Origin of the sequence: Sulfitobacter sp. CW3 (genome assembly GCF_019392245.1) — a bacterium.
In the GTDB taxonomy this organism is placed as follows: Bacteria; Pseudomonadota; Alphaproteobacteria; order Rhodobacterales; family Rhodobacteraceae; genus Sulfitobacter.
The window spans coordinates 482,985-503,708 of sequence record NZ_JAHXRL010000004.1 but is presented as its reverse complement, the minus strand read 5'-3'; the positions used below and the strand labels follow the sequence as shown (position 1 = coordinate 503,708).

At 57.1% G+C, this 20,724-nt stretch carries 20 protein-coding genes and 1 tRNA gene; 12 read left to right on the top strand and 9 right to left on the bottom strand.

Annotation, left to right across the window (positions count from 1 at the left end; all coding sequences use genetic code 11):
- Positions 1–104: 104 nt before the first annotated feature.
- From KZZ06_RS12500 to KZZ06_RS12475, 6 genes are all read left to right on the top strand, one after another.
- Positions 105–179, top strand: a tRNA-Val gene (locus KZZ06_RS12500).
- Positions 180–255: 76 nt separating this feature from the next.
- Positions 256–381, top strand: a complete 126-nt coding sequence (ykgO, locus tag KZZ06_RS12495) for a type B 50S ribosomal protein L36 (protein WP_005850168.1) — start codon at positions 256–258, stop codon at positions 379–381.
- A 210-nt stretch (positions 382–591) separates the two neighbouring features.
- A complete protein-coding gene (locus KZZ06_RS12490; protein WP_219580405.1) occupies positions 592–1,668 on the top strand; it encodes a bifunctional transcriptional activator/DNA repair enzyme AdaA in 1,077 nt (358 codons plus the stop codon).
- Positions 1,665–2,423 carry an isocitrate lyase/phosphoenolpyruvate mutase family protein gene (locus KZZ06_RS12485; RefSeq protein WP_219580403.1) on the top strand — a complete coding sequence of 253 codons (759 nt, stop codon included), beginning with the start codon at positions 1,665–1,667 and terminating at the stop codon, positions 2,421–2,423. The genes KZZ06_RS12490 and KZZ06_RS12485 overlap by 4 nt, the downstream gene beginning before the upstream one ends.
- Before the next feature lie 134 nt (positions 2,424–2,557).
- Positions 2,558–3,430, top strand: coding sequence for a glutathione-dependent disulfide-bond oxidoreductase (gene yghU / locus KZZ06_RS12480; RefSeq protein ID WP_219580401.1), 873 nt, complete (start codon positions 2,558–2,560; stop codon positions 3,428–3,430).
- Positions 3,431–3,562: 132 nt separating this feature from the next.
- Positions 3,563–4,579: a Fe(3+) ABC transporter substrate-binding protein gene (locus KZZ06_RS12475; RefSeq protein WP_219580400.1), complete on the top strand. Its 1,017-nt coding sequence runs from the start codon at positions 3,563–3,565 to the stop codon at positions 4,577–4,579.
- A gap of 113 nt (positions 4,580–4,692) precedes the next feature.
- Here the strand turns inward: KZZ06_RS12475 and KZZ06_RS12470 are convergent, their stop codons facing one another.
- The gene (locus KZZ06_RS12470) at positions 4,693–6,363 is read right to left on the bottom strand and encodes an iron ABC transporter permease (RefSeq protein WP_219580398.1); all 1,671 of its coding nucleotides are present in this window, start codon (positions 6,361–6,363) and stop codon (positions 4,693–4,695) included.
- A 177-nt stretch (positions 6,364–6,540) separates the two neighbouring features.
- Here KZZ06_RS12470 and KZZ06_RS12465 point away from each other — a divergent pair, with 177 nt between their 5' ends.
- Both KZZ06_RS12465 and KZZ06_RS12460 read left to right on the top strand, forming a co-directional pair.
- Positions 6,541–6,765, top strand: coding sequence for a DUF6471 domain-containing protein (locus KZZ06_RS12465; RefSeq protein WP_219580396.1), 225 nt, complete (start codon positions 6,541–6,543; stop codon positions 6,763–6,765).
- Positions 6,723–7,565, top strand: coding sequence for a hypothetical protein (locus tag KZZ06_RS12460; protein ID WP_219580395.1), 843 nt, complete (start codon positions 6,723–6,725; stop codon positions 7,563–7,565). The genes KZZ06_RS12465 and KZZ06_RS12460 overlap by 43 nt, the downstream gene beginning before the upstream one ends.
- A gap of 91 nt (positions 7,566–7,656) precedes the next feature.
- On the opposite strand, the gene KZZ06_RS12455 is transcribed toward KZZ06_RS12460, so the two are convergent.
- The 7 genes from KZZ06_RS12455 to KZZ06_RS12425 all read right to left on the bottom strand — a co-directional run bounded on the left by KZZ06_RS12455 (position 7,657) and on the right by KZZ06_RS12425 (position 16,281).
- Positions 7,657–8,883 carry a phenylacetate--CoA ligase family protein gene (locus KZZ06_RS12455; RefSeq protein ID WP_219580393.1) on the bottom strand — a complete coding sequence of 409 codons (1,227 nt, stop codon included), beginning with the start codon at positions 8,881–8,883 and terminating at the stop codon, positions 7,657–7,659.
- Between the two features lie 51 nt (positions 8,884–8,934).
- On the bottom strand, positions 8,935–9,771 hold the full coding sequence (locus tag KZZ06_RS12450; protein ID WP_219580391.1) for an ABC transporter ATP-binding protein: 837 nt from the start codon (positions 9,769–9,771) through the stop codon (positions 8,935–8,937).
- A gap of 74 nt (positions 9,772–9,845) precedes the next feature.
- Positions 9,846–11,126, bottom strand: a complete 1,281-nt coding sequence (locus KZZ06_RS12445; RefSeq protein WP_219580467.1) for an ABC transporter substrate-binding protein — start codon at positions 11,124–11,126, stop codon at positions 9,846–9,848.
- A 100-nt stretch (positions 11,127–11,226) separates the two neighbouring features.
- Entirely contained in the window at positions 11,227–12,303 is a 1,077-nt protein-coding gene (locus KZZ06_RS12440; protein ID WP_219580389.1) for a branched-chain amino acid ABC transporter permease, read from the bottom strand.
- An 87-nt stretch (positions 12,304–12,390) separates the two neighbouring features.
- Positions 12,391–13,380, bottom strand: a complete 990-nt coding sequence (locus tag KZZ06_RS12435; protein WP_219580387.1) for a branched-chain amino acid ABC transporter permease — start codon at positions 13,378–13,380, stop codon at positions 12,391–12,393.
- Positions 13,381–13,415: 35 nt separating this feature from the next.
- The gene (locus KZZ06_RS12430) at positions 13,416–14,237 is read right to left on the bottom strand and encodes an ABC transporter ATP-binding protein (RefSeq protein ID WP_219580385.1); all 822 of its coding nucleotides are present in this window, start codon (positions 14,235–14,237) and stop codon (positions 13,416–13,418) included.
- Positions 14,238–14,310: 73 nt separating this feature from the next.
- Positions 14,311–16,281: an AMP-binding protein gene (locus KZZ06_RS12425; RefSeq protein WP_219580383.1), complete on the bottom strand. Its 1,971-nt coding sequence runs from the start codon at positions 16,279–16,281 to the stop codon at positions 14,311–14,313.
- Between the two features lie 211 nt (positions 16,282–16,492).
- Between KZZ06_RS12425 and KZZ06_RS12420 the strand changes: the two genes are divergently transcribed.
- The 3 genes from KZZ06_RS12420 to KZZ06_RS12410 are packed head-to-tail and all read left to right on the top strand — an operon-like array spanning position 16,493 to position 19,562.
- Positions 16,493–18,403: a PAS-domain containing protein gene (locus KZZ06_RS12420; RefSeq protein ID WP_219580382.1), complete on the top strand. Its 1,911-nt coding sequence runs from the start codon at positions 16,493–16,495 to the stop codon at positions 18,401–18,403.
- Entirely contained in the window at positions 18,400–19,101 is a 702-nt protein-coding gene (locus tag KZZ06_RS12415) for a response regulator transcription factor (RefSeq protein WP_219580380.1), read from the top strand. The genes KZZ06_RS12420 and KZZ06_RS12415 overlap by 4 nt, the downstream gene beginning before the upstream one ends.
- Positions 19,092–19,562: an N-acetyltransferase gene (locus tag KZZ06_RS12410; protein ID WP_257884324.1), complete on the top strand. Its 471-nt coding sequence runs from the start codon at positions 19,092–19,094 to the stop codon at positions 19,560–19,562. The genes KZZ06_RS12415 and KZZ06_RS12410 overlap by 10 nt, the downstream gene beginning before the upstream one ends.
- Here KZZ06_RS12410 and KZZ06_RS12405 read toward each other — a convergent pair.
- Complete coding sequence (locus KZZ06_RS12405) at positions 19,559–20,317, bottom strand: enoyl-CoA hydratase/isomerase family protein (RefSeq protein ID WP_219580378.1); 759 nt, start codon at positions 20,315–20,317, stop codon at positions 19,559–19,561. The two genes, KZZ06_RS12410 and KZZ06_RS12405, sit on opposite strands and share 4 nt — an antisense overlap.
- Before the next feature lie 134 nt (positions 20,318–20,451).
- On the opposite strand from KZZ06_RS12405, the gene KZZ06_RS12400 reads away from it, so the two are divergent.
- The gene (locus KZZ06_RS12400) at positions 20,452–20,679 is read left to right on the top strand and encodes a WGR domain-containing protein (RefSeq protein WP_219580377.1); all 228 of its coding nucleotides are present in this window, start codon (positions 20,452–20,454) and stop codon (positions 20,677–20,679) included.
- Positions 20,680–20,724 lie beyond the last annotated feature (45 nt).

Genomic DNA, 20,724 nt, shown 5'->3' with positions numbered 1-20,724 from the left:
AAACCCCTTGATCATACCTGCGACTCTATTTATAGACCCCGCTACCGGCGCGTAAATTTCGCGCCCCGTTTTTGTTTGGGGTGCTGGTTTTCGTGTTACATAGGGGGTGATTAGCTCAGCGGTAGAGCACTTCGTTGACATCGAAGGGGTCACTGGTTCGATCCCAGTATCGCCCACCACCTAATTCATTGGCCTCGCATCGCGGGGCTGCCCGCAACCCGGCGCTGGCCCGCGCCACGACACAGGAGAACGACCATGAAGGTTCGCAATTCGCTCCGCTCGCTCAAGAACCGGCACCGTGACTGCCGCGTTGTGCGTCGCAAAGGCCGCGTTTACGTAATCAACAAAACGCAGCGCCGGTTCAAAGCCCGTCAGGGTTAAGAACTGCTCGCAGACAATTACAAAAGGCCGCTCCTTCGGGGGCGGCTTTTTTTGCTTGGGGGGGGATGGATGCCAGCCGTGTTGGGATAAGTTTCCAGTCGCGGCCAACCGGGACCCGTCCGCCAACAGCGCATAACGATTTCGCAAAAATATGGAATATACGCCCGATTTCAGGCGGCAATAGAATCTGGCGGTGGCTATAACGCTCACATGTTATTTGACCTCCCAGATCACGCTACACTTTACCAAGCGCTTTTGGCGCGCGATGCCGACTATGACGGCCAGGCCTATGTTGGCGTGGCGACAACCGGCGTATTTTGTCGCCTTACCTGTCCGGCGCGAAAGCCGAAATCAGAGAATTGCACATTCTATGCATCTGTTGGTGCGTGCATCGAAGCGGGGTTCCGTGCTTGCAAACGGTGCCATCCTCTTGAGCCGATGGCATCTGCTGATCCGGCAATAGGCGCGTTACTTGCGGCGCTTGAGGCCCGGCCGGAGTATCGGTGGTCAGAGGGCGACATTGCCCGCTTGGGCTTTGATCTGTCCACCATCCGGCGCAGTTTCAAGCGACAGTTTGGGATGACGTTTCTTGAAATGGCACGGCAACGGCGGCTGCGCGGCGGGTTTGAAACCATCTCGGACGGGGGCAAGGTGATCGATGCGCAGATTGATGCGCGCTTTGAATCGGCCAGTGCGTTTCGCGCGGCATTCGCCCAGCTTTTGGGGCGTGCGCCCGGCACCCTCGATAGCAATCCTATGCTTTACGCTGATTGGATCGCGACACCCTTGGGGGACATGATTTCGGTCAGCGATGAATCACAATTGCATTTGCTGGAGTTTGTGGATCGCAAGGCGTTAAAGGCCGAGCTGAGCAAACTTGATAAACTGACAAAAGGGCGGATCGGCATCGGGAAAACCGCAATTGGCGCGCTGATCAAAGTTGAGCTGGCTGCGTTTTTCGACGGAACATCCCCCAAGTTTACCACGCCACTTGCCTATCATGGTGCGCCCTTCGCGCGGCGTGTCTGGGATGAGTTACGACAAATCCCGCCGGGCGTCACGTTCAGCTATTCCCAGATCGCCGCCCGCATCGGCAGACCGACGGCAACACGCGCAGTTGCCCGCGCGAACGGCGCAAACCAGATCGCGCTTGTCGTGCCTTGCCACCGCGTCATCGGGGCAGATGGTGCCTTAACTGGCTATGGCGGCGGGTTGTGGCGCAAGCAAAAGCTTCTCGAAATCGAGAGGCATTACAAACAACAAGCCAATGAAAGCACCATGTCATGAACCAGGCCGAAAAAGCCGATCACTTCAAGTCGTTGCATGTGAAAGGCACCCCTCTCGTTTTATATAATATCTGGGATGCTGGCGGGGCCAATACGCTGTCCAAAGCCGGAGCGGCGGCAGTCGCGACAGGAAGCTGGTCCGTGGCTGCGGCGCACGGTTATGACGACGGTGAGGCTATTCCATTGGCATTTGTGTTGCAGATCGTAGAGCGCATCGCGCAAGCAACCGACCTTCCGCTGACGGTAGATTTTGAGGGCGGCTATTCGGCTGACCCGGAACAAGTTGCCGAGAACACGAGAAAGGTCATCAGCGCGGGTGCCATTGGCGTCAACTTTGAGGATCAGGTCGTGCAAGGTGACGGCCTGTATTCGATTTCGACGCAGGTCGCGCGGATCAAAGCCATGCGTCAGGCCGCTGAAAGCGAAGGCGTGCCGTTGTTCATCAACGCACGAACCGATCTATTCCTTGGCACCGATCCGGCAGCCCATCCCGCACAAGTTGCCGAGGCCATCGATCGCGCTGCGGCTTATGCCGAGGCGGGTGCCGATGGCTATTTCGTTCCGAGGCTGACCGATCTTGCCCTGATCGAACAGATCGTTGGCCAGATAAGTCTTCCTGTGAATGTCATGATGATGGGCGAATTGGCATCGATCAAGGAAGTTGCCAGTGCCGGTGTTGCCCGCGCGAGCTTTGGTCCGGGGCCATATTTTAGTGCGATGTCTGATTTGACCGAACGGTTCAGCGCGTTGAAGTAGGCCGGCCTGCATTTCACAAAGAGTTGCACCACCAATGCAAAGCGGACATCCCCCTGCGTTATCTCCCTCTTGCGCTCCCCCCCACACGCCCTAGGTTCTCACCAGACATAATGACAAAACCAAGAGGGATCTCCATGACTGATCTGCCCGACTATACCCCCCCCGCCGTCTGGAAATGGGAGCCCGGAAACGGGGGGAGATTCGCCAATATCAACCGCCCCGTAGCAGGGTCGACCTCGGAGAAAGAGCTGCCGGTAGGCAAGCATCCGATCCAGCTGTATTCGCTGGCCACGCCTAACGGCGTCAAGGTTACTGTCCTGCTGGAAGAGCTGCTGGCCGCAGGTCACGAGGGTGCGGAATATGATGCGTGGTTGATCAACATTGGCGAGGGCGACCAGTTCGGGTCGGGCTTTGTCGATGTGAACCCGAACTCAAAAATCCCTGCGATGATGGATCGTTCCGGTGACAAACCGCAGCGGATTTTCGAATCCGCATCCATGATGCTGCATCTGGCAGAAAAGTTCGGGGCGTTCCTGCCCACAGACCCAAGCCAGCGCACTGAATGTATGTCTTGGTTGTTCTGGCAAATGGGCAGCGCGCCATATCTTGGCGGCGGTTTCGGCCATTTCTACGCCTATGCGCCGGTCAAAATCAAATACTGCATCGACCGTTTCGCGATGGAAACCAAACGTCAGCTGGACGTTCTTGACCGCCACCTTGCCGACAACGAATACATGGCGGGTGAATATTCCATTGCCGATATGGCGATCTGGGCATGGTATGGCCAGCTTGTTTTGGGACGTCTGTACGAGGCCGCCGAGTTCCTTGATGTGGCATCGTATAAGAACGTCATGAAGTGGGCCGAAAAGATCGATGCACGCCCTGCAGTCACACGTGGCCGCATGGTGAACCGCGCCTTTGGCGAGCCTGAAACGCAGCTGCACGAGCGTCATGACGCCAGCGATTTCGACACAAAAACCCAAGACAAAATCGGGTCTGACACGTAAGTATCACGCGTTTTGCTGCTGTCTCGGCGGCAAAACGCTCCCTTAGTCTTTTAGTCAAGAATTCCTTGCTTGCCGGCCCCAAATCTGTTTCTTACTGAATCTGTAAATTTACTAAAACAGATGGATATACACATGACCCTGACAAAACCCGCTTTTGCTGCCGTGCTTTTAGCCTCAGTCGCCATGCCCGCTTTTGCCGAGGGACAGTTGAACCTGTATTCTTCGCGTCACTACGATACTGATGAAAAGCTGTATTCCGACTTTACCGATCAGACTGGCATCACCATCAACCGGATCGAAGGCAAAGCCGACGAATTGCTGGCCCGTATGCAAGCCGAGGGCGCGAATTCCCCCGCTGACGTCATGATAACGGTCGATACAAGCCGTCTGGCCCGCGCCAAAAACATGGGTCTGCTGCAATCCGTAGACAGCGACATTCTTGAGGATCGCATCCCTGCCAACCTGCAAGACCACGACAACCAATGGTTCGGGTTTTCGCAACGCTCGCGGATCATCTTCTATGCCAAAGACTCTGTTGATACGCCTCCCATGACCTATCTCGAGCTGGCCGATCCAGCCTACAAGGGCAAGGTCTGTATCCGGTCTTCCTCGAACTCGTACAACCAGACCTTGCTGGCCGCGATTGTCACCCACCACGGCGAAGAAGAAGCAACCGCATGGGCACAGGGCGTTGTCGACAACATGGCACGCGCACCTCAGGGTGGTGACACCGACCAGCTGCGTGGGATTGTATCGGGCGAATGCGAAATCGCTGTGTCCAACACCTACTATTTTGCACGTGCCTTGCGCACCGATGTTTCGGGTGTCAGCGCTGAAATCGATAAAATCGGTTGGGTCTTTCCAGATCAAGACGGCACAGGCGCGCATATGAACCTGTCCGGCGCAGGTGTTGCCGTCAACGCGCCAAACCGTGACAACGCGGTGAAGTTCCTTGAATACCTGTCGTCCGACAGTGCTCAGGCGTATTTCTCGGCCGGGAATGACGAATTCCCAGCGGTCAAAGGTGTGGAGCTGGCTGAATCAGTCGCCAAACTGGGCGAGTTCAAAGCAGACGAGGTGAACCTGTCAGAAGTGGCAGAGAACATCCCGACAGCACAAAAGATCTTTGACGCGGTTGGCTGGGAATAAATCCTAACCCCCACGCAAAACGAACAAGAGACCGCGTCGAAGCATCTTCGGCGCGGTTTTTTACTGTCCAGCCCCGACTGTCGGCGGGGAAACCATCAGATGTTTCTAGCGCCTTAGCGCTGGCGCCCGACCTGCCGACAGATCAGGATCACCGGTAGCAACCCCATCGCAACAATCACCAAAGATGGCACGGCAGCACCTTCTAGGCGTTCGTCACTGGCCAGACGGTACGCCTGCACCGCAAGCGTGTCATAGTTGAACGGCCGCATAATCAGCGTTGCGGGCAGCTCCTTCATCACATCGACAAAGACGATCAACAGCGCGGTCAGCAGGCTGGGCGTCAGGATCGGCAGATGCACCCGGCGCAAGGTGCCAATCGGCGTTTCGCCCAAAGACCGTGCCGCCGAATCCATGTTGGCATGCACCATCGCCTGCCCACCCTCGTAAGCACCCAAGGCCGCCGCCAGAAAGCGCACCATATAGGCCGCGACCAGCAGCCAGATCGACCCAGTTACCAACAGCCCCGTCGAGATGCCAAAGGTGCTGCGCATCCATGCATCCAACATGTTGTCAAAAGCCGCAAACGGCACCAGCAAGCCCACTGCGATAACACCACCGGGGACCGCATAGCCCAACCGCGCCACATAGGCCGCCGCGTTGGAAACGCCACCCGGGCGCAGCCGCTGGAAAAACCCGACGCAGACCGCCGCCGTGACAGTGACGACCGCCGCAACGCCCGCCAATGTCGCCGAGTTCCGTATAAAGCCAAGGTAGCGGGGGCTGAGCAGATCCTGCTCGGACCCTAGCCCCATGAAAACCAAGATCACAACTGGCAGCACCGCGCCCAAAAGCACCGGCACACCGCAAGCAATAAATGCCACCGCCGCACGCCATCCGGTCAATTGCACCGGCGGCATCGCTACAGCGCGGCGCGAGGGGTCGTGATATTTCGCCTTACCGCGCTGAACCCTCTCAAGCATCGCAAGCAACAACGCAAAGCTGAGCAAGCACAGCGCGAGCTGCGCTGCACCCGCCCTGTCAAACAGGCTGAACCAGCTGGTGTAGATACCCGTCGCAAAGGTCTGGACGCCGAAATAGGCGACAGTGCCAAAATCCGCGATCGTCTCCATCACGGTCAGTAGCACACCGCCCGCGATAGCCGGGCGCGCCAATGGCAGGCTGACCTTGTAGAACGCGGCCCAGGCACTGCTGCCCAAGGCGCGGGCCGCCAGAAATGTCGTGGCCGATTGCTGCAAGAATGCGGCACGGGCCAGCAGATACACATAAGGATAAAGCACCAAGATCAGCATCAGGGCAGCGCCGCCCAGTGATCTGATCTCGGGGAACCAATAGTCGCGCGGGCCCCACCCCGTCACATCGCGCAGCGTCGTTTGCACAATGCCCGGATGATCCAAGACATGGGTGTAGGCATAAGCCAGCACATAGGCCGGAAAGGCCAACGGCAGTACCAGCGCGATTTCGAGGATTTTGACCCCGGCAAAGCGCGTCATGGTGACGAGCCATGCGGCCCCGACCCCCACGGAAAACGTGCCCAAAGCAACAAAGACCACCAAAAGAAGCGTGGTCCCCGCATAGCCCAGCAGAACCGTATCAACCAAATGCCGAACCGTGTCCGTGCCCCCCACAAGGGCGGCCAACACCACAGCGAGCATCGGCAGGGCGCAGGCGGCTGCAATCATGACCGCAACCGTCGCAAGCCCCCGCAACCCGTCACGGGGGGCCTTGATGGCAAATTCAGCAGGGGTTTTCTGGCGCATGGTCATTAATTCGGTTTCGACTATTTTAGTCGAGAATACCAGCGGGGTGCGCAAAATTATCGTGCCGCACGGTGCGGCGTGGTGCCGCCTTCGGCGAGGATATTTAAGAGCCAGAGAAGCGGGACAGAGCAAGGCAAGCTGACCGAGGTATTGCTAGACTGCGGGGTGTGTCTTGGAGGCGACATGCCAAATTATAGCGGATGGGAAAGGCAGGCCGCAAACCTGCTCAAGCCAGAGTTGAAACGAAAGGGGGTGACTTACGCCCAACTTGTTGAAAAGCTGGACGCTATTGGAATCAACGAGAAAGAGGTGAATGTCGCCAACAAGCTATCCCGTGGGAAGTTTTCAGCGGCGTTTATGTTGCAATGTCTAAGGGTTATCGAAACGGAGCATTTGCACTTGGTTTAGTTGTTGGTGGCGGTGTTGCGCTAAACCTATTCCTTTGGCTTGATTATCGCGCCCAACGCCAATCCAATCAAGCCGCCTATGCTCAAAACGATTCCGATTACAGCCAGATAGGAACTTATTGGGATGGGCTGATCGGGACGTTTATTAGCCCTAGCGATACGCTCGCACAATGGATCATGGCTGCATTCACCATCGCTGCCACTATTGTTCTCGTATTTACGCTTAGGTCTGCCAACAACACCAACAAGGCCGCAATCAATGCATCCAAAGCAGCACTGGCAGCTAACCAAATAATGCGGGATCAAGGGGCTGGCTACCTTATTTTTGAGAAAGTCGAAGTTCAGGCGCGGCGATCTGACGTTTTTATATACGCGACAGTCAAAAACATTGGTCAGCGGCCAGTGCGTGCGGGGAAAATACATGGCGCTCTTAAATTTGTGCTTCCCATGAACGACAAAGGTGGAATCCCGCAATTTCAATTTATTCGTGTACAGGTAAACATTTTTATTGGCGTTGTGGAGGCCGGGCAGACAAGTCGTGGCTTGAGCGCCCTTTCTTGGTCCGACATTGTAGATGACTATGAAATCTATTCTCAACGCATCTACAGCACAAAAGATAGTGGGGTAGATTTTGACTGCCGAATAAGTTGGGATGACACTATCAAGCCACCCAGCAGTGAACGGCATATTTTGCACCCGCTTAGAGATTTTGAAGTTCTCGAACCTAATATGGGGCCGATAACAACACTCACCGTCGCCTATTCCGGCCTGAGTAAAGACAGGGAAGAAAGCAAAACATAAAAGACATAAAACCTTAATCACTCTTCACACCCCGCTTGGTGCGCTTGATACATAAGGCCGGATATTTAAGAGCCAGAGAAGCGGGGCGGGGTTAGTCGTAGCTGCGTTGGTCTTCGATCACGAGGCCGTCTTTTGGCAGGGTGTCGGGGGCGCTGATCACGATCTTGCCTTTGAGCTTGAGCACGTTGACCACGGTTTGCGCGTAGGCATCAGCATCGCCACCGCTGGATTCGATATGCACGGTCATCACGTCTTGTTCACCGGCGCGGCTGGCGACAACGCGGGCCTTGGTGATCTCGGGGTGGTGGGCGACAAGGGCGGCGACCTGTTCGGGGCGCACAAACATGCCTTTGATCTTGGTGGTTTGATCGGCGCGGCCCATCCAGCCTTTGATGCGCATATTGGTGCGGCCGCAAGTCGATGTGCCCGGCAGGATGGCGCTTAGGTCACCCGTGGCAAAGCGGATCAGCGGGTAGTCGGGGTTGAGCGTGGTCACCACGACTTCGCCAACTTCGCCAGCGGGGACCGGGTTGCCAGTGCCGGGCGTAACGATTTCAACGATGACGCTTTCATCGACGATCATGCCGTCCATCGCTGTCGTTTCATAAGCGATGTTGCCCAGATCGGCAGTCGCGTAGCTTTGCAAGCAAGTGATGCCACGGCCGGTGTAATAGTCACGCAGGGACGGGAACAGTGCGCCGCCGCCAACAGCGGCCTTGGTGATCCCGAGGGTCACGCCCATCTCGTCGGCTTTTTCGAGGATGATCTTGAGGTAGTCAGGTGTGCCAGCATAGGCGGTTGTGCCCACATCGCGCGCGGCAATGACCTGAAGTTCGGTCTGACCGGTCCCGGCGGGCAGCACGGCGGCACCGACAGCTTGGGCACCGGATTCAAAGATCATGCCGGCGGGCGTCAGGTGATAGCCAAAGCAGTTTTGCACAATGTCACCCGCACCGATGCCAACGGCATGCAAAAACCGGCCCATACGCCACCAGTCAGGCGCGTTCGAGGACGGCTCATAAATCGGGCCGGGCGATTGGAACACATGGGTAAAGGCGTGTGCAGGCTTGGTCGTAAAGCCGCCAAAGGGGGCGGCCGCCGCCTGTGCTTTGCCGATCTCGGACTTGCGCAGCACTGGCAAAGCAGCAAGCGCATCCGCGCTTGTGATGGCTGCAGGATCGACGCCGTCCAATGATCCAGCATATCCGGTCAGTGCTTTGGCGCGGGCGATCTGGGCGGGCAATGCCTGCGCCAGATCGGCGGCGCGTGCCGCTGCGCTGCGGGTTTCGAGATCATCAAAGTGGGACGTCTGTGCCATGTTGCTTACTCGCAATTCATGTGAAGTTCAGGATCGGCGGCAAAGGTCGTTTTAGCTGAGCCAGCGCTTGCGGCGGCGGTAACTGCGCACGTCGCGAAAAGATTTGCGGCCCTCGTCGGACATGCCAAGATAGAATTCCTTAACATCCTGATTTTCGCGCAGATCGGCGGCAGGGCCGTCCATAACCACACGGCCGGATTCCAGGATATAGCCGTAATGCGCAAAACGCAGGGCGACGTTGGTGTTCTGTTCAGCCAACAAGAAGGTCACGCCTTCGTTTTCGTTCACCGACTTCACAATCTCGAAGATCTGTTCAACCAACTGCGGGGCAAGGCCCATCGACGGCTCGTCCAGCAGGATCGTTTCGGGGCGTGACATCAACGCGCGGCCAATCGCGCACATCTGTTGTTCGCCACCCGAAGTATAGCCGGCTTGCGATTTGCGGCGTTCACGCAGGCGTGGGAAATAATCATACACCATCTCAAGGTCGCGGGCGATTGCGGCCTTACCGTCGCTGCGGGTATAGGCCCCGGTCAGCAGGTTTTCTTCGATGGTCAGGTGTTCAAAACAATGCCGGCCTTCCATGACCTGCACGACACCGCGCTTGACCATCTCGGCGGGATCGGAACTGTGCACTGGTTCGTTGCGGTATTTGATCGACCCTTTGGTGACCTCGCCCCGTTCGGAATGCAACAGGTTCGAAATCGCCTTGAGCGTCGTCGTTTTGCCCGCGCCATTGCCGCCGAGCAAGGCAGTGATGCCGCCCTTGGGGACCTTCAGGCTCACGCCCTTGAGCACCAGAATGACCGAGTTATAGATCACTTCGATATTGTTGACCTCAAGAAGGGTCTCGACCTGCGCGTCGGGCGTTGGGGTGGCGTCCAGCATGGGTGTCTCTTTCATAGATGGCGGTTGTCGGGATGCGGCGACTGTGCCGCCGCATCCCAAGTCAAAGGCTTAACTTAGCAGCCCGGCGTGATACCGGATTCAGCTGCGAATGCAGCCGCGTCTTCTGCGATCAGCGGTGTCAGCACGTCTTGGTCAGACTGCTCGTAGCCTGTGATCAAGCTCCAGCTGTCGGCAGCGGCATCCCACTGGGATACGGCAACAAGACCGTTACCACCGTGGTTTTCACAGGACACAGTGAACTCGGGACCAAAGTTCGGCAGGCCCAAACCGGCCATCTTCGCTTCGGTGATTTCCAATGCTTCCATACCGTCACGCATTTGTGCAGGTGTCAGCGCCTTGGTGTTGTGGATACCTTGGGCTGTCTTCGCAGCTTCGGCAGCCAACATCGCAGCATAGAGACCACGGTTGTACAAAGCTGTACCGATCTGGTCGCCCGCACCGGCAGCTTTGCCCGCGTCGACAACAAACTTCTGGATGTCCGCAAACACGGGGAAGTCATCACCAACATTGTGGAACGTCAACGCTTTGTAGCCGTTGGCCTTTTCGCCCGCAGGACGTACGTCGTTTTCAGAACCGGACCACCAGATGCCCATGAACTGATCCATTGGGTAACGGATGTTTGCCGCTTCCTGAATGGCAACCTGGTTCATAACGCCCCAGCCGTACATGATGACGTTGTCAGGCTTTTCGCGACGGATTTGCAGCCACTGCGATTTCTGTTCCTGACCTGGGTGGTCAACGGGCAGCAAAGACAGTTCAAAACCGTGCTTTTTGCTTAGCTCTTCCAGCGTGCGGATTGGTTCTTTGCCGTAGGCAGAGTTGTGGTAAACCAACGCGATTTTTTTGCCTTCAAGGCTGCCACCGTTCACGTCCAGCAGGTGCTTGACCGCAACCGATGCGCCATCCCAGTAGTTCGCAGGGTAGTTAAAGATGTTCTTGAACACGGAACCGTCTTTGGCCGAGGTCCGGCCATAGCCCATCGAGTGTACAGGAATGCCGTCAGCCGTCGCTTTGGGGATCAGCTGATAGGTGATGCCTGTGGACAGCGGTTGATAGACCAACGCGCCTTCGCCCTTGGTGCTTTCATAGCATTCCACACCTTTTTCGGTATTATAGCCGGTTTCGCATTCGATCATACGGATCGGTTCGCCACCGATGCCGCCATCGCGTTCATTCAACAGCGTGAAATAATCCGCGTAACCATCGGCGAACGGAATGCCGTTTGCGGCGTAAGGGCCGGTGCGGTAGCTCAGCGATGGAAAGACAAGCTCTGCCATTGCGGGGCCAGCGGCCAGCGTAACGCCTAGCGCGACTGTGGTCAGTTTCAGTTTCATGTTCATCGGTGTTTCCTCCCTGGATATGTCCGATCATGCCGGGTTTGCCCGGTCGTCTTCTTCGACGAGGGTCTCCTCCCCCTCGCCATGCGCCGTCCCCTTAGTGCGGGAAGGGCCACAATCTCAGTTTTTCCTTGGCGACGCGCCATAGCTGCGCAAGGCCGTGTGGTTCTGCGATCAGGAACACGATAATCAGCCCCCCGACGATCACAAGCTGCAAATGCGCCACGATATCCGTGGGCCAACCCAGCCAGTCCACGCCAACGATCTTAAGCACGACCGGCAGCAGCACCAGAAACGCGGCACCGGCAAAGCTGCCAAAGATCGACCCAAGCCCGCCGATGATAATCATGAACAGCACGAGGAACGATTTCTGAATGCCGAACACTTCGCCAACTTCGACCGCACCCAGATAGATCGCAAAGAACAACGCGCCCGAGATGCCGATAAAGAACGAAGACACCGCAAAGGCTGTCAGTTTGGCCCGCAACGGGTTCACCCCGATGATTTCAGCCGCGATGTCCATGTCACGGATCGCCATCCATTTGCGGCCCACCGACCCGCGGGTCAGGTTGCGCGCCACATAGGCGCTAAAGATCACGAACATCAGACAGAACAGATAGGTCGCCCAGGCTTGGGTATTCGCACCCGTGATGTTGATGCCAAGGAACGTGCGTTCCGGTGCGCTGATCTGACCAGACGCCGAATAGTTGTAGAACCACGGCACACGGTTGAACAGCCACACAAGAAAGAACTGCGCCGCCAATGTCGCCACCGCGAGGTAGAACCCCTTGATCCGCAAGGATGGCAAACCGAACAGCACGCCGACCGCCGCTGTGACAAGCCCGGACAGCAAAACATGTACCAACATGCTGACATCTGGAAAACTGGTCATCAGCTTGTAGCAGGCATAGGCCCCTACCGCCATAAAACCACCGGTGCCCAGGCTGACCTGCCCGCAATATCCCACCAGAATGTTCAACCCGATCGCCGCAATGGCATAGATCAGGAACGGCAGGAAAAGCGAGTTCACCCAGTAGTCGTTGATCATAAACGGGATCACGGCAATGGCGATGAACAGCACAAAGTAATAGCGGTACCGGTCAAACTTGATCGGAAACGTCTGGCTGTCTTCTGCATAGGAAGAACTGAAATCCCCTGATTCACGATAAAGCATCAGACGCGCCCCTCATTCCAAATGGTTTTAAATCCCGGGGCCCGAACCAAACACATTGGCAGAGCCCCGATCCGACAGCGAAATAGGCTATACGCGTTCAATGATCTTCTCCCCAAACAAGCCTTGCGGACGGAACACGAGGAAAATCAGCGCCAACATATAGGCAAACCAGTTTTCTGTCGCACCCCCAAGGAAAGGCGCACCAATCAGGAATTCGAACAGTTTCTCACCCACACCGATGATCAAGCCGCCCACGATGGCACCGGGGATCGAGGTGAACCCGCCAAGCATCAACACCGGCAAAGCCTTGAGCGCGATCAGCGACAGCGAAAACTGCACGCCCGATTTCGTGCCCCACATGATGCCAGCCACAAGGGCAACAAACCCGGCCAACGACCACACCAAGATCCAGATAAAGTTCAGCGAAACACCGACCGACAAAGCCGCCTGATGGTCATCCGCCACAGCCCGCATGGCGCGACCCTGCTTGGTATATTGCGCGAACATGACCAACCCGATGACCAGCAGCGCCGCAATAATGCTCGCTACGATATCCAGGTTGTCGATAAAGAAGCCATAGCCCAACGCCTCGAACGTGGTCTCGTCGATCCACATGTTGATGCCCTGCGGCAGACCAACGTCCATCGATTTGATGTCAGACCCCCACATCAGATCGCCAACACCTTCAAGGAAATAGGCCAGACCAATGGTCGCCATGAACAGGATGATCGGTTCCTGTCCGACCAGATGGCGGAACACCAAACGCTGCACGGCATAGGCCAGCGCGATCATCACAACCATTGTCAGCAAGATCGCCAGAAACGCCGGAACGTTCCAGCCAAAGTGATGCACATCGGTGCCGAAAACGGCATTGATCAAGTGGCTAAACGGCACCTGTCCGTCCATGATCCCGGCCAACGTCAACGCCGCAAAAAGCGCCATAACCCCTTGGGCATAGTTGAAAATGCCGGATGCTTTGTAAATCAGAACAAAGCCCAACGCGACAAGCGCATAAAGCACCCCCGCCATCAGACCGTTCGCGGTTACCTCTAGGGCAAAGGCCAGTTGCTCAGGCATATCAGACCCTCCAGTTCGCAAAATTTAGGTCAAAATCAGTCATCATGTGCGACCCCCAGATAGGCGTCGATGACGTCTTGGTTGTTGCGCACGTCATGCGGCGTGCCGTCACCGATCTTTTTGCCGTAATCCATCACGACCACGCGGTCGCTCAAATCCATCACCACGCCCATGTCGTGTTCGATCAGAACAATCGTCGTGCCGAATTCGTCATTCACATCCAGAATAAAGCGGCTCATGTCCTCTTTTTCCTCGACGTTCATGCCCGCCATCGGTTCATCCAACAACAAGATCGACGGCTCGGCGGCCAATGCACGGGCCAGCTCGACCCGCTTTTTCAAGCCATAAGACAGGCGCGAAACCGGCGTCTTGCGGATCGCCTGAATCTCAAGGAAATCGATGATTTTCTCGGCGACTTCGCGGTTCGCTGTCTCTTCGCGCTCTGCTTTACCCTTCCAGAGGGACTGCCAGAACAGGCCGGTTTCCATATGGGTCAACCGGCCGGTCATGACGTTATCCAGAACGCTCATCCCTTCGAAAAGGGCGATGTTTTGAAACGTCCGGGCAATGCCCTGCTGCGCCACCTGAAACGGTTTCATCGGTGCGCGACGTGCGCCCTTGTACCAAACTTCGCCATCCTGCGGGACATAGAACCCGCTGATCACGTTCAACATCGAGGATTTCCCCGCGCCGTTCGGTCCGATGATCGCGCGGATTTCACCTTCGCGAATATCCAGCGAAATATCCTTGATCGCCTCTACGCCGCCGAACCGCAGGGTGATGTTTTTCATCTCCATCACCACCGGGCCGATCTGGCGACCATCCGCTGTGACGTAGCCGTCAGCCTGATCCTTCATGCTACACCCTCTTTCCAAATGGTCTTAAAATCCACTGCGCAACCATTGCGCCCGAACACTCCGCTCATGATGCTCATGCCGCAGCCTTCTTGCGATTGTCGGCGAATACCTTGGCGTCGCGCACTTCCAATGTGGCCGCAATCGACCCTTTGCGCCCGTCCTCATAGGTCACTTCCGTGACCGTGCTGACCGACGGCGATCCATCGTAAAGCGCGTTGATGATATCTTCGAACTTTTCGCCAATCACCTTGCGGCGTACTTTGCGCGTGCGGGTCAGCTCACCATCATCGGCGTCCAGTTCTTTGTGCAGCACAACAAAGCGGTGCACCTGACAGCCCGACAGCATCTCGTCTTCGGCGATGGATGCGTTGACCTCTTCCACGTGGCTTTGGATCTGGTCCATCACCTGCGGATGCCGCGCCAGTTCTTGGTATGACGCGTAACCAATGTTGTTGCGTTCCGCCCAGTTCCCCACGGCGGTCAGGTCGATGTTGATGAACGCGGTGCATTCCGAACGGCCATTGCCAAAGACAACCGCCTCAAGAATATTCGGAAAGAACTTGAGCTTGTTTTCAACGTATTTCGGCGCGAACAGGCTGCCATCGGCCATTTTGCCAACGTCCTTGGCGCGGTCGATGATGCGCAGGTGGCCTGTGCTTTCCTCGATAAAGCCCGCGTCGCCGGTGGCGACCCAACCTTCGGCATCCTTCGTGTCTGCCGTGCTTTCGGGGTTCTTGTAATATTCAACGAAAACACCGGGGCTGCGGTAAAACACCTCGCCGTTGTCGGCGATTCTCAACTCGACACCCGGGCAGGTCACACCAACCGTGTCACTACGCACTTCGCCATCGGGCTGCGCTGTGATGAACACGGTCGCTTCAGTCTGGCCGTACAGTTGTTTCAGGTTGATCCCCAGCGAACGGTAGAAATCAAAGATCTCAGGGCCGATTGCCTCGCCCGCCGTATAACCCACACGCACGCGGCTCAGGCCAAGCGTGTTTTTCAGCGGGCCGTAAATCATCAATTCGCCCAGACCGTATTTCAGCCGGTCCATCAGACCTACGGGTTTGCCATCCAGAATGGATGGGCCAACCTTACGGGCGACCTTCATAAAGCGGTCGAACAGCCACTTCTTGAAGCGGCTCGCGTCTTCCATGCGGATCATGACGCTGGTCAGCTGTGTTTCAAACACCCGCGGCGGGGCAAAATAATATGTCGGCCCGATTTCGCGCAGATCGACATGCATTGTGTCAGCGGATTCAGGGCAGTTTGTGCAGAACCCCGTCCAAAGCGCCTGACCCACGGAAAAGATGAAATCGCCAACCCATGCCATCGGCAGATAGGCAAGAATGTCATCAGTCTGGCGCAGACCATCAAATTCCGACGACGACTTGGCTGTCTCGATGATGTTGCGGTTGCTTAGCACAACGCCCTTGGGCTTGCCCGTGGTCCCCGACGTATAAAGCATCACGCCGGTGCTGTCGTAATTCAGCTTCGCCTGACGCGCTTCAAGCTCTTTAATCTGCTTGTCGCGGGCTTTGCGGCCCATTTCCTGAACGGCAGTATACTGGTCCAACGCGCTGTGGTCGTATTTACGCAAACCGCGCGGATCAAGATAGATGATGCGTTCGAACTGGGTCAGCTGATCCTCGACCTCAAGCACCTTGTCGACCTGTTCCTGATCGCCTGCGATGACAAACCGTGCGCCGCAGTGATCCAGCACATAGGCCATCTCTTCGGCGTTGGCGTCCTGATACAGCGGCACAGGCACGGCACCGACCATTTCGGCTGCCATCATTGCCCAGTACAGATACGGGCGGTTGCGGCCGATAATGGCGATGAAATCGCCTTCTTTGGCACCCAACTCAAGCAAGCCAAGGGCAAGCGCTTCGACCTCGTCGCGCGTTTGCGACCAGGTCCAGCTTTGCCAAATACCGAATTCTTTTTCACGATACGCAGGCGCGTTCGCGAATTGCTTTGCATTGCGGTGCAACAACGCCGGAACGGACTGCGGTCCGTCGGCGCTCACAAGCTTGTAAGCCAAATGTCTTCCTCCCAAGTCCTGCTCTTTATCGGCAGGTCGATCGCTGATGCGATTCTGATGTCGCACCATGATGTTGATCACAGTCTGGCCGTCAACTTATTCTTAATGATTTCTCAATCCTTACGAATTGTTACGAGTGTCATTTTGACGGCGCGGGCTTTGCGCAGCCTTGTTGATGATGCTAGCAATTGCGCAACGAAGGGGGGACCAGATGCAGTTCAACGACACGCAAACAAGCGCGATGACCGCTGCCGGGCTTAACCTGATAGCTCAGGCATTAACCATCTATGACGCTGATTTGCGGTTGGTTTTGTGCAATGCGCCGTTCCAGCAAATGTTCAATCTGCCGCCTGCATTTGTGACCCCCGGCGCGTCCTTCCAAGAAACCATCGGCCATTTGGCAAAGGGCGGCGAATATGGCGACGTGACCGACGTCGAGGCGTTTGTTGCCGAACGCGTAGTTCAGGCCCGCGCCTTTGAACCCCATTATATGGAGCGTACCCGCGCCAACGGGCGCACCATTTCCGTCGAAGGATCCCCCCTGCCCCAAGGCGGTTGGGTTACCGTTTATACCGACATTTCACGCACCAAGCAGCAAGAGGCGTTGTTGCGCGCGCGATCAGACGCGCTGTCGGGCCAGGTGATCGCCCATGCCGAAGAACTGGCCGCGACCAACCGCGAATTGGCCGCGATGAACAGCGCGCTGGAAGAGGCCAAGCGCCAGTTGACCCTGTCCGAAGCGCGCACCCGTTTGACCACCGAAATGATGCCCGCACATATCGCGCATGTCGATGCGCAAGGGCGTTATACCTATTCCAACCGCCGCCTCTATGCGGTGATGCCGGGGCGGCCCACCGAATTGGTCGGGCGCACAATCCGCGAGATCCTAGGCCCCCAAGCCCACGATAGCATCACCCCCTCGTTGACCCAGGCCTATGCCGGCAAGCAATCCATCGTTGAGTTTACGGACGAAGCAAGCGCCCGCCGTATCCGCGGTGCCTTTACCCCCGATAACAATGGCGGGGTCTATATTCTGTCGATGGATGTGACCGAAGAAACCCAAAACCGGACGGCCCTGCAACAGACCCGGCGGCGCGAATCCGCAGCGCAGGTTATTTCCGGCCTTGCGCATGATTTCTCGAACCTGCTGACGATCATTCTGGGGCTGCAATCCCGCCTTGGCAGGCTAGAGACCCTACCCGCTGCCGCCGGCCCCCTGATCGAAGGCACGTTGGCAGCCGCCCGCCGTGGCGGCACCTTGCTCAGCACAATTGCAGATATGACAGGGGCCCGGACACTGCGGCCCGCCGCCACATTGATCGACAGCCTGCTGTCAGACCTAAGCCTGCTGGCCAAACCGACCCTGCCCAAGGCCGTTGAATTGCGCATCAACAACCTCATGCCTGATCACCCTGTCTTGCTGGACAGCGGATTGGTGCAAGACGGGTTGTTGAACCTGATCCTGAACGCCCGCGATGCCTGCGGCATGGCTGGTGTAATTACGCTTGAGGCGCGTCTGGTGCATGACACATGGATTGAATTCGTTCTTCAAGACGACGGTCCGGGGTTTTCGGCCTCAGCCTTGGAACACGGCTGCGCCCCGTTTTTCACCACCAAAGGTGCCGAAGGGTCCGGCCTTGGGCTGCCGATGGTGTATGACATGACAAAATCCGCAGGTGGCGATCTGCGGCTATCAAACACACCCACCGGTGCGCAAGTTACCATGCGACTGCCATACCGCATTGCCGTGCCTGCAACGACCGGCTTGGTCCTGCTTGTCGAGGACGCCGATGATCTGCGTGCGCTGGTGCGCGACATGCTGATGGGCATGGGCCATTCCGTTATCGAAGCATCCAGCGCAGACGAGGCCACCGCCCTGCTCGCCGATCTGCCCGATATTTCACTGATCCTGTCCGACATCCAACTGGTGGGCGAAGCAACCGGCCTTGATCTGGCCCAACGGCTCGGGCCTGATGCGCCGCCGCTGGTGCTGATGACGTCCCTACCCGTCGATGACGCATTGTTTCTAAAGGCGCAGACCCTTGCACCCGTCTTGCGAAAACCGTTTGATACGGATGATCTGACCGCGCTTATTACGCCCGAAGGAATGGCCGCCCAATGACCCGCCCTCTTGTCACCATTCTGGATGATGAACCAGAAATCCGCAGCCTGCTGGCCGATGTGCTGGAAGAAGCCGGTTTTGACACGCTTAGCTTTGGCCGCGCCCGCGCATTCGAGGCCGCGCTGGCGACCCACACCCCTGATGTTTGCCTTGTCGATCTGTCCTTGCCCGATACCGATGGGCTAACGCTGGTACACCGCTTGGCGCTAGAGCGCGGCGCAATCGTTATCATCATCTCGGGTCGCGCGCAGGTACAGGACCGCGTGACAGGACTTGAGCTTGGGGCCGATGATTATATCATCAAACCCTTCGATCCAGCCGAGGTTGTCGCGCGCATTCGCGCCCGTATGCGCAGCGTCAAACCCGCGACGAGAACCGGAAACGTCGCCACATTCAACGGTTGGACCGCGCATTTCGAACGCTACACTCTAGAGGACGAAGCAGGCACCGAAACCCCGTTTTCCCACGCCGAAGGTGAAGTTTTGCGTCTGTTTCTAGACGCACCCAAACGTCTGATCAGCCGTGCGCAAATGCAATCCAGCCTTGGCGGCGGTGCCTCAGAAAGCTTCGACCGCGCCATGGATGTGCGTATTTCCCGTCTGCGCACCAAGCTGCGCGAAGACCCCAAAAACCCCCAACTGATCAAGACAATATATGGGGCCGGCTACATCTTTTTGGGTGACGTGACATGGACCTGACCCCCTATCAAATTGGCCCTGACGACGCGGCATTGGCTGATCTGCTGACCCTCATGCGTGACTGTTTCGCCTATATGGAAGGGCGCATCGCCCCGCCCAGCTCTCTGGGAAAGGTTACGCAAACGTCCCTGCAAAAAACCGCATCCGAGGCCGAGATTTGGTGCATCGGCACCCCGCCCATTGCCTGCATGATCCTGACGCCAAAACGCAGCTGCCTGTATCTGGGCAAAATCTGTGTCGCGCCGACCCATCAACGCCTTGGCCTCGCGCGTCACTTGATTGATCACGCAACAGACCGCGCCCGCCAACTGCGGCTCACCACTCTAGAGCTTCAGACACGTGTCGAACTGGTCGATAATCACGCCACCTTCAAGGCGCTTGGGTTCAGCGAACACGCTCGCACGGCGCATCCCGGCTATGACCGCCCGACCAGCATCACCATGCGCAAACCGGTGGTCTAGCCGCCCAACATCGCGCGCATGGCAGGAACGGTTTCATCGTTAAACCACCCGCCCTCTGGCGCATTGGCACCTGCTGCGATGCCCGCTTTGATCGTTGCAATGGTGCCGCCCCTGATCTGGCGTTTGACAGATGCAAAGGTGGCAGGCGGAATCTCCCCCAGCTTGGCCGCCTCGGCCAATGCATCCTCCAACAGCGCCTCTTCGGCAACGATCCGGTCGACAATACCTGCAACCCGCGCGTCTTCTGCTGACATCGGTTGCCCCGTAAGCATCAACCGCCGCAGATCATTAGGTGACAACGTCGCCCGCGCAATCTCTAACGGCCCCAGCGGGAAATCCGCCCCCACGCGTACCTCGGCCAAACCAAAGCTGGCCCGATCAACCGAAATGCGAAAATCGCTTGCTAGAACATAGAACAAACCGCCCGCAATCGCCGCCCCGTTGACCGCAACAACCGTAGGCTTGCTGCATTCAAACAACTCTAGAAACCCTTCATTCAGCCCTTTGACAATCGCGTGCTGCGCCGCCAGATCAAACTCTTGCGCTTGCTTCAGGTTCAACCCCGCCGAAAACACCTTGAACGGCGATGCAATAACAATGGCACGCACATCGTCCCGCGCCTCAAGCGCTCTAATCGTCTCTCCAAACCGCATCAGCCCCTGCGCAGATAACGCGTTCACCGGGCCGGCATTCAACGTCAGGCAAACAACCCCGCCCGGGTGTTCGCTTTGGATCAAATCTGTCGAAGCAGTCATCGCTTGCCCTCCTTGCCGCGCATCACATCGTTTCACCCAATTGATCCTACGTCACCCGAAATCGTCACTTCAAACCCCGCAGGCATGTCAATTTCCCGTTGCTTTACCCATGATATGACAGCTAGATTCACTAGATGATCGAATGCCTTCTTTACCGGACCAGCACCGCAGAGCGGCGATTGTTCTACCGTGTTGAAATCGCGATGAACCTGTTCAGCGAAGTATCCGTGATGCGCGAATGGGGGTTGGCCGGCGGGCGACCCAAAGCGGTGGTGCAATGCTTTAGCAACCTACGCGAAGCATCCCGCGCCGCAGACACCCATCGCAACCGCGCAGAACGACGCGGCTATCTACGCGCCTGATCGCAGACCAGATAACCTCGCGTCTTCTCTGGCTCTAAAATATCC

Coding starts and splice junctions, on each gene's coding strand:
- ykgO (WP_005850168.1), top strand. CDS start 256: ATGAAGGTTCGCAATTCGCTCCGCTCGCTCAAGAACCGGCACCGTGAC.
- KZZ06_RS12490 (WP_219580405.1), top strand. CDS start 592: ATGTTATTTGACCTCCCAGATCACGCTACACTTTACCAAGCGCTTTTG.
- KZZ06_RS12485 (WP_219580403.1), top strand. CDS start 1,665: ATGAACCAGGCCGAAAAAGCCGATCACTTCAAGTCGTTGCATGTGAAA.
- yghU (WP_219580401.1), top strand. CDS start 2,558: ATGACTGATCTGCCCGACTATACCCCCCCCGCCGTCTGGAAATGGGAG.
- KZZ06_RS12475 (WP_219580400.1), top strand. CDS start 3,563: ATGACCCTGACAAAACCCGCTTTTGCTGCCGTGCTTTTAGCCTCAGTC.
- KZZ06_RS12470 (WP_219580398.1), bottom strand. CDS start 6,363: ATGACCATGCGCCAGAAAACCCCTGCTGAATTTGCCATCAAGGCCCCC.
- KZZ06_RS12465 (WP_219580396.1), top strand. CDS start 6,541: ATGCCAAATTATAGCGGATGGGAAAGGCAGGCCGCAAACCTGCTCAAG.
- KZZ06_RS12460 (WP_219580395.1), top strand. CDS start 6,723: ATGTCTAAGGGTTATCGAAACGGAGCATTTGCACTTGGTTTAGTTGTT.
- KZZ06_RS12455 (WP_219580393.1), bottom strand. CDS start 8,883: ATGGCACAGACGTCCCACTTTGATGATCTCGAAACCCGCAGCGCAGCG.
- KZZ06_RS12450 (WP_219580391.1), bottom strand. CDS start 9,771: ATGCTGGACGCCACCCCAACGCCCGACGCGCAGGTCGAGACCCTTCTT.
- KZZ06_RS12445 (WP_219580467.1), bottom strand. CDS start 11,126: ATGAAACTGAAACTGACCACAGTCGCGCTAGGCGTTACGCTGGCCGCT.
- KZZ06_RS12440 (WP_219580389.1), bottom strand. CDS start 12,303: ATGCTTTATCGTGAATCAGGGGATTTCAGTTCTTCCTATGCAGAAGAC.
- KZZ06_RS12435 (WP_219580387.1), bottom strand. CDS start 13,380: ATGCCTGAGCAACTGGCCTTTGCCCTAGAGGTAACCGCGAACGGTCTG.
- KZZ06_RS12430 (WP_219580385.1), bottom strand. CDS start 14,237: ATGAAGGATCAGGCTGACGGCTACGTCACAGCGGATGGTCGCCAGATC.
- KZZ06_RS12420 (WP_219580382.1), top strand. CDS start 16,493: ATGCAGTTCAACGACACGCAAACAAGCGCGATGACCGCTGCCGGGCTT.
- KZZ06_RS12415 (WP_219580380.1), top strand. CDS start 18,400: ATGACCCGCCCTCTTGTCACCATTCTGGATGATGAACCAGAAATCCGC.
- KZZ06_RS12410 (WP_257884324.1), top strand. CDS start 19,092: ATGGACCTGACCCCCTATCAAATTGGCCCTGACGACGCGGCATTGGCT.
- KZZ06_RS12405 (WP_219580378.1), bottom strand. CDS start 20,317: ATGACTGCTTCGACAGATTTGATCCAAAGCGAACACCCGGGCGGGGTT.
- KZZ06_RS12400 (WP_219580377.1), top strand. CDS start 20,452: ATGATCGAATGCCTTCTTTACCGGACCAGCACCGCAGAGCGGCGATTG.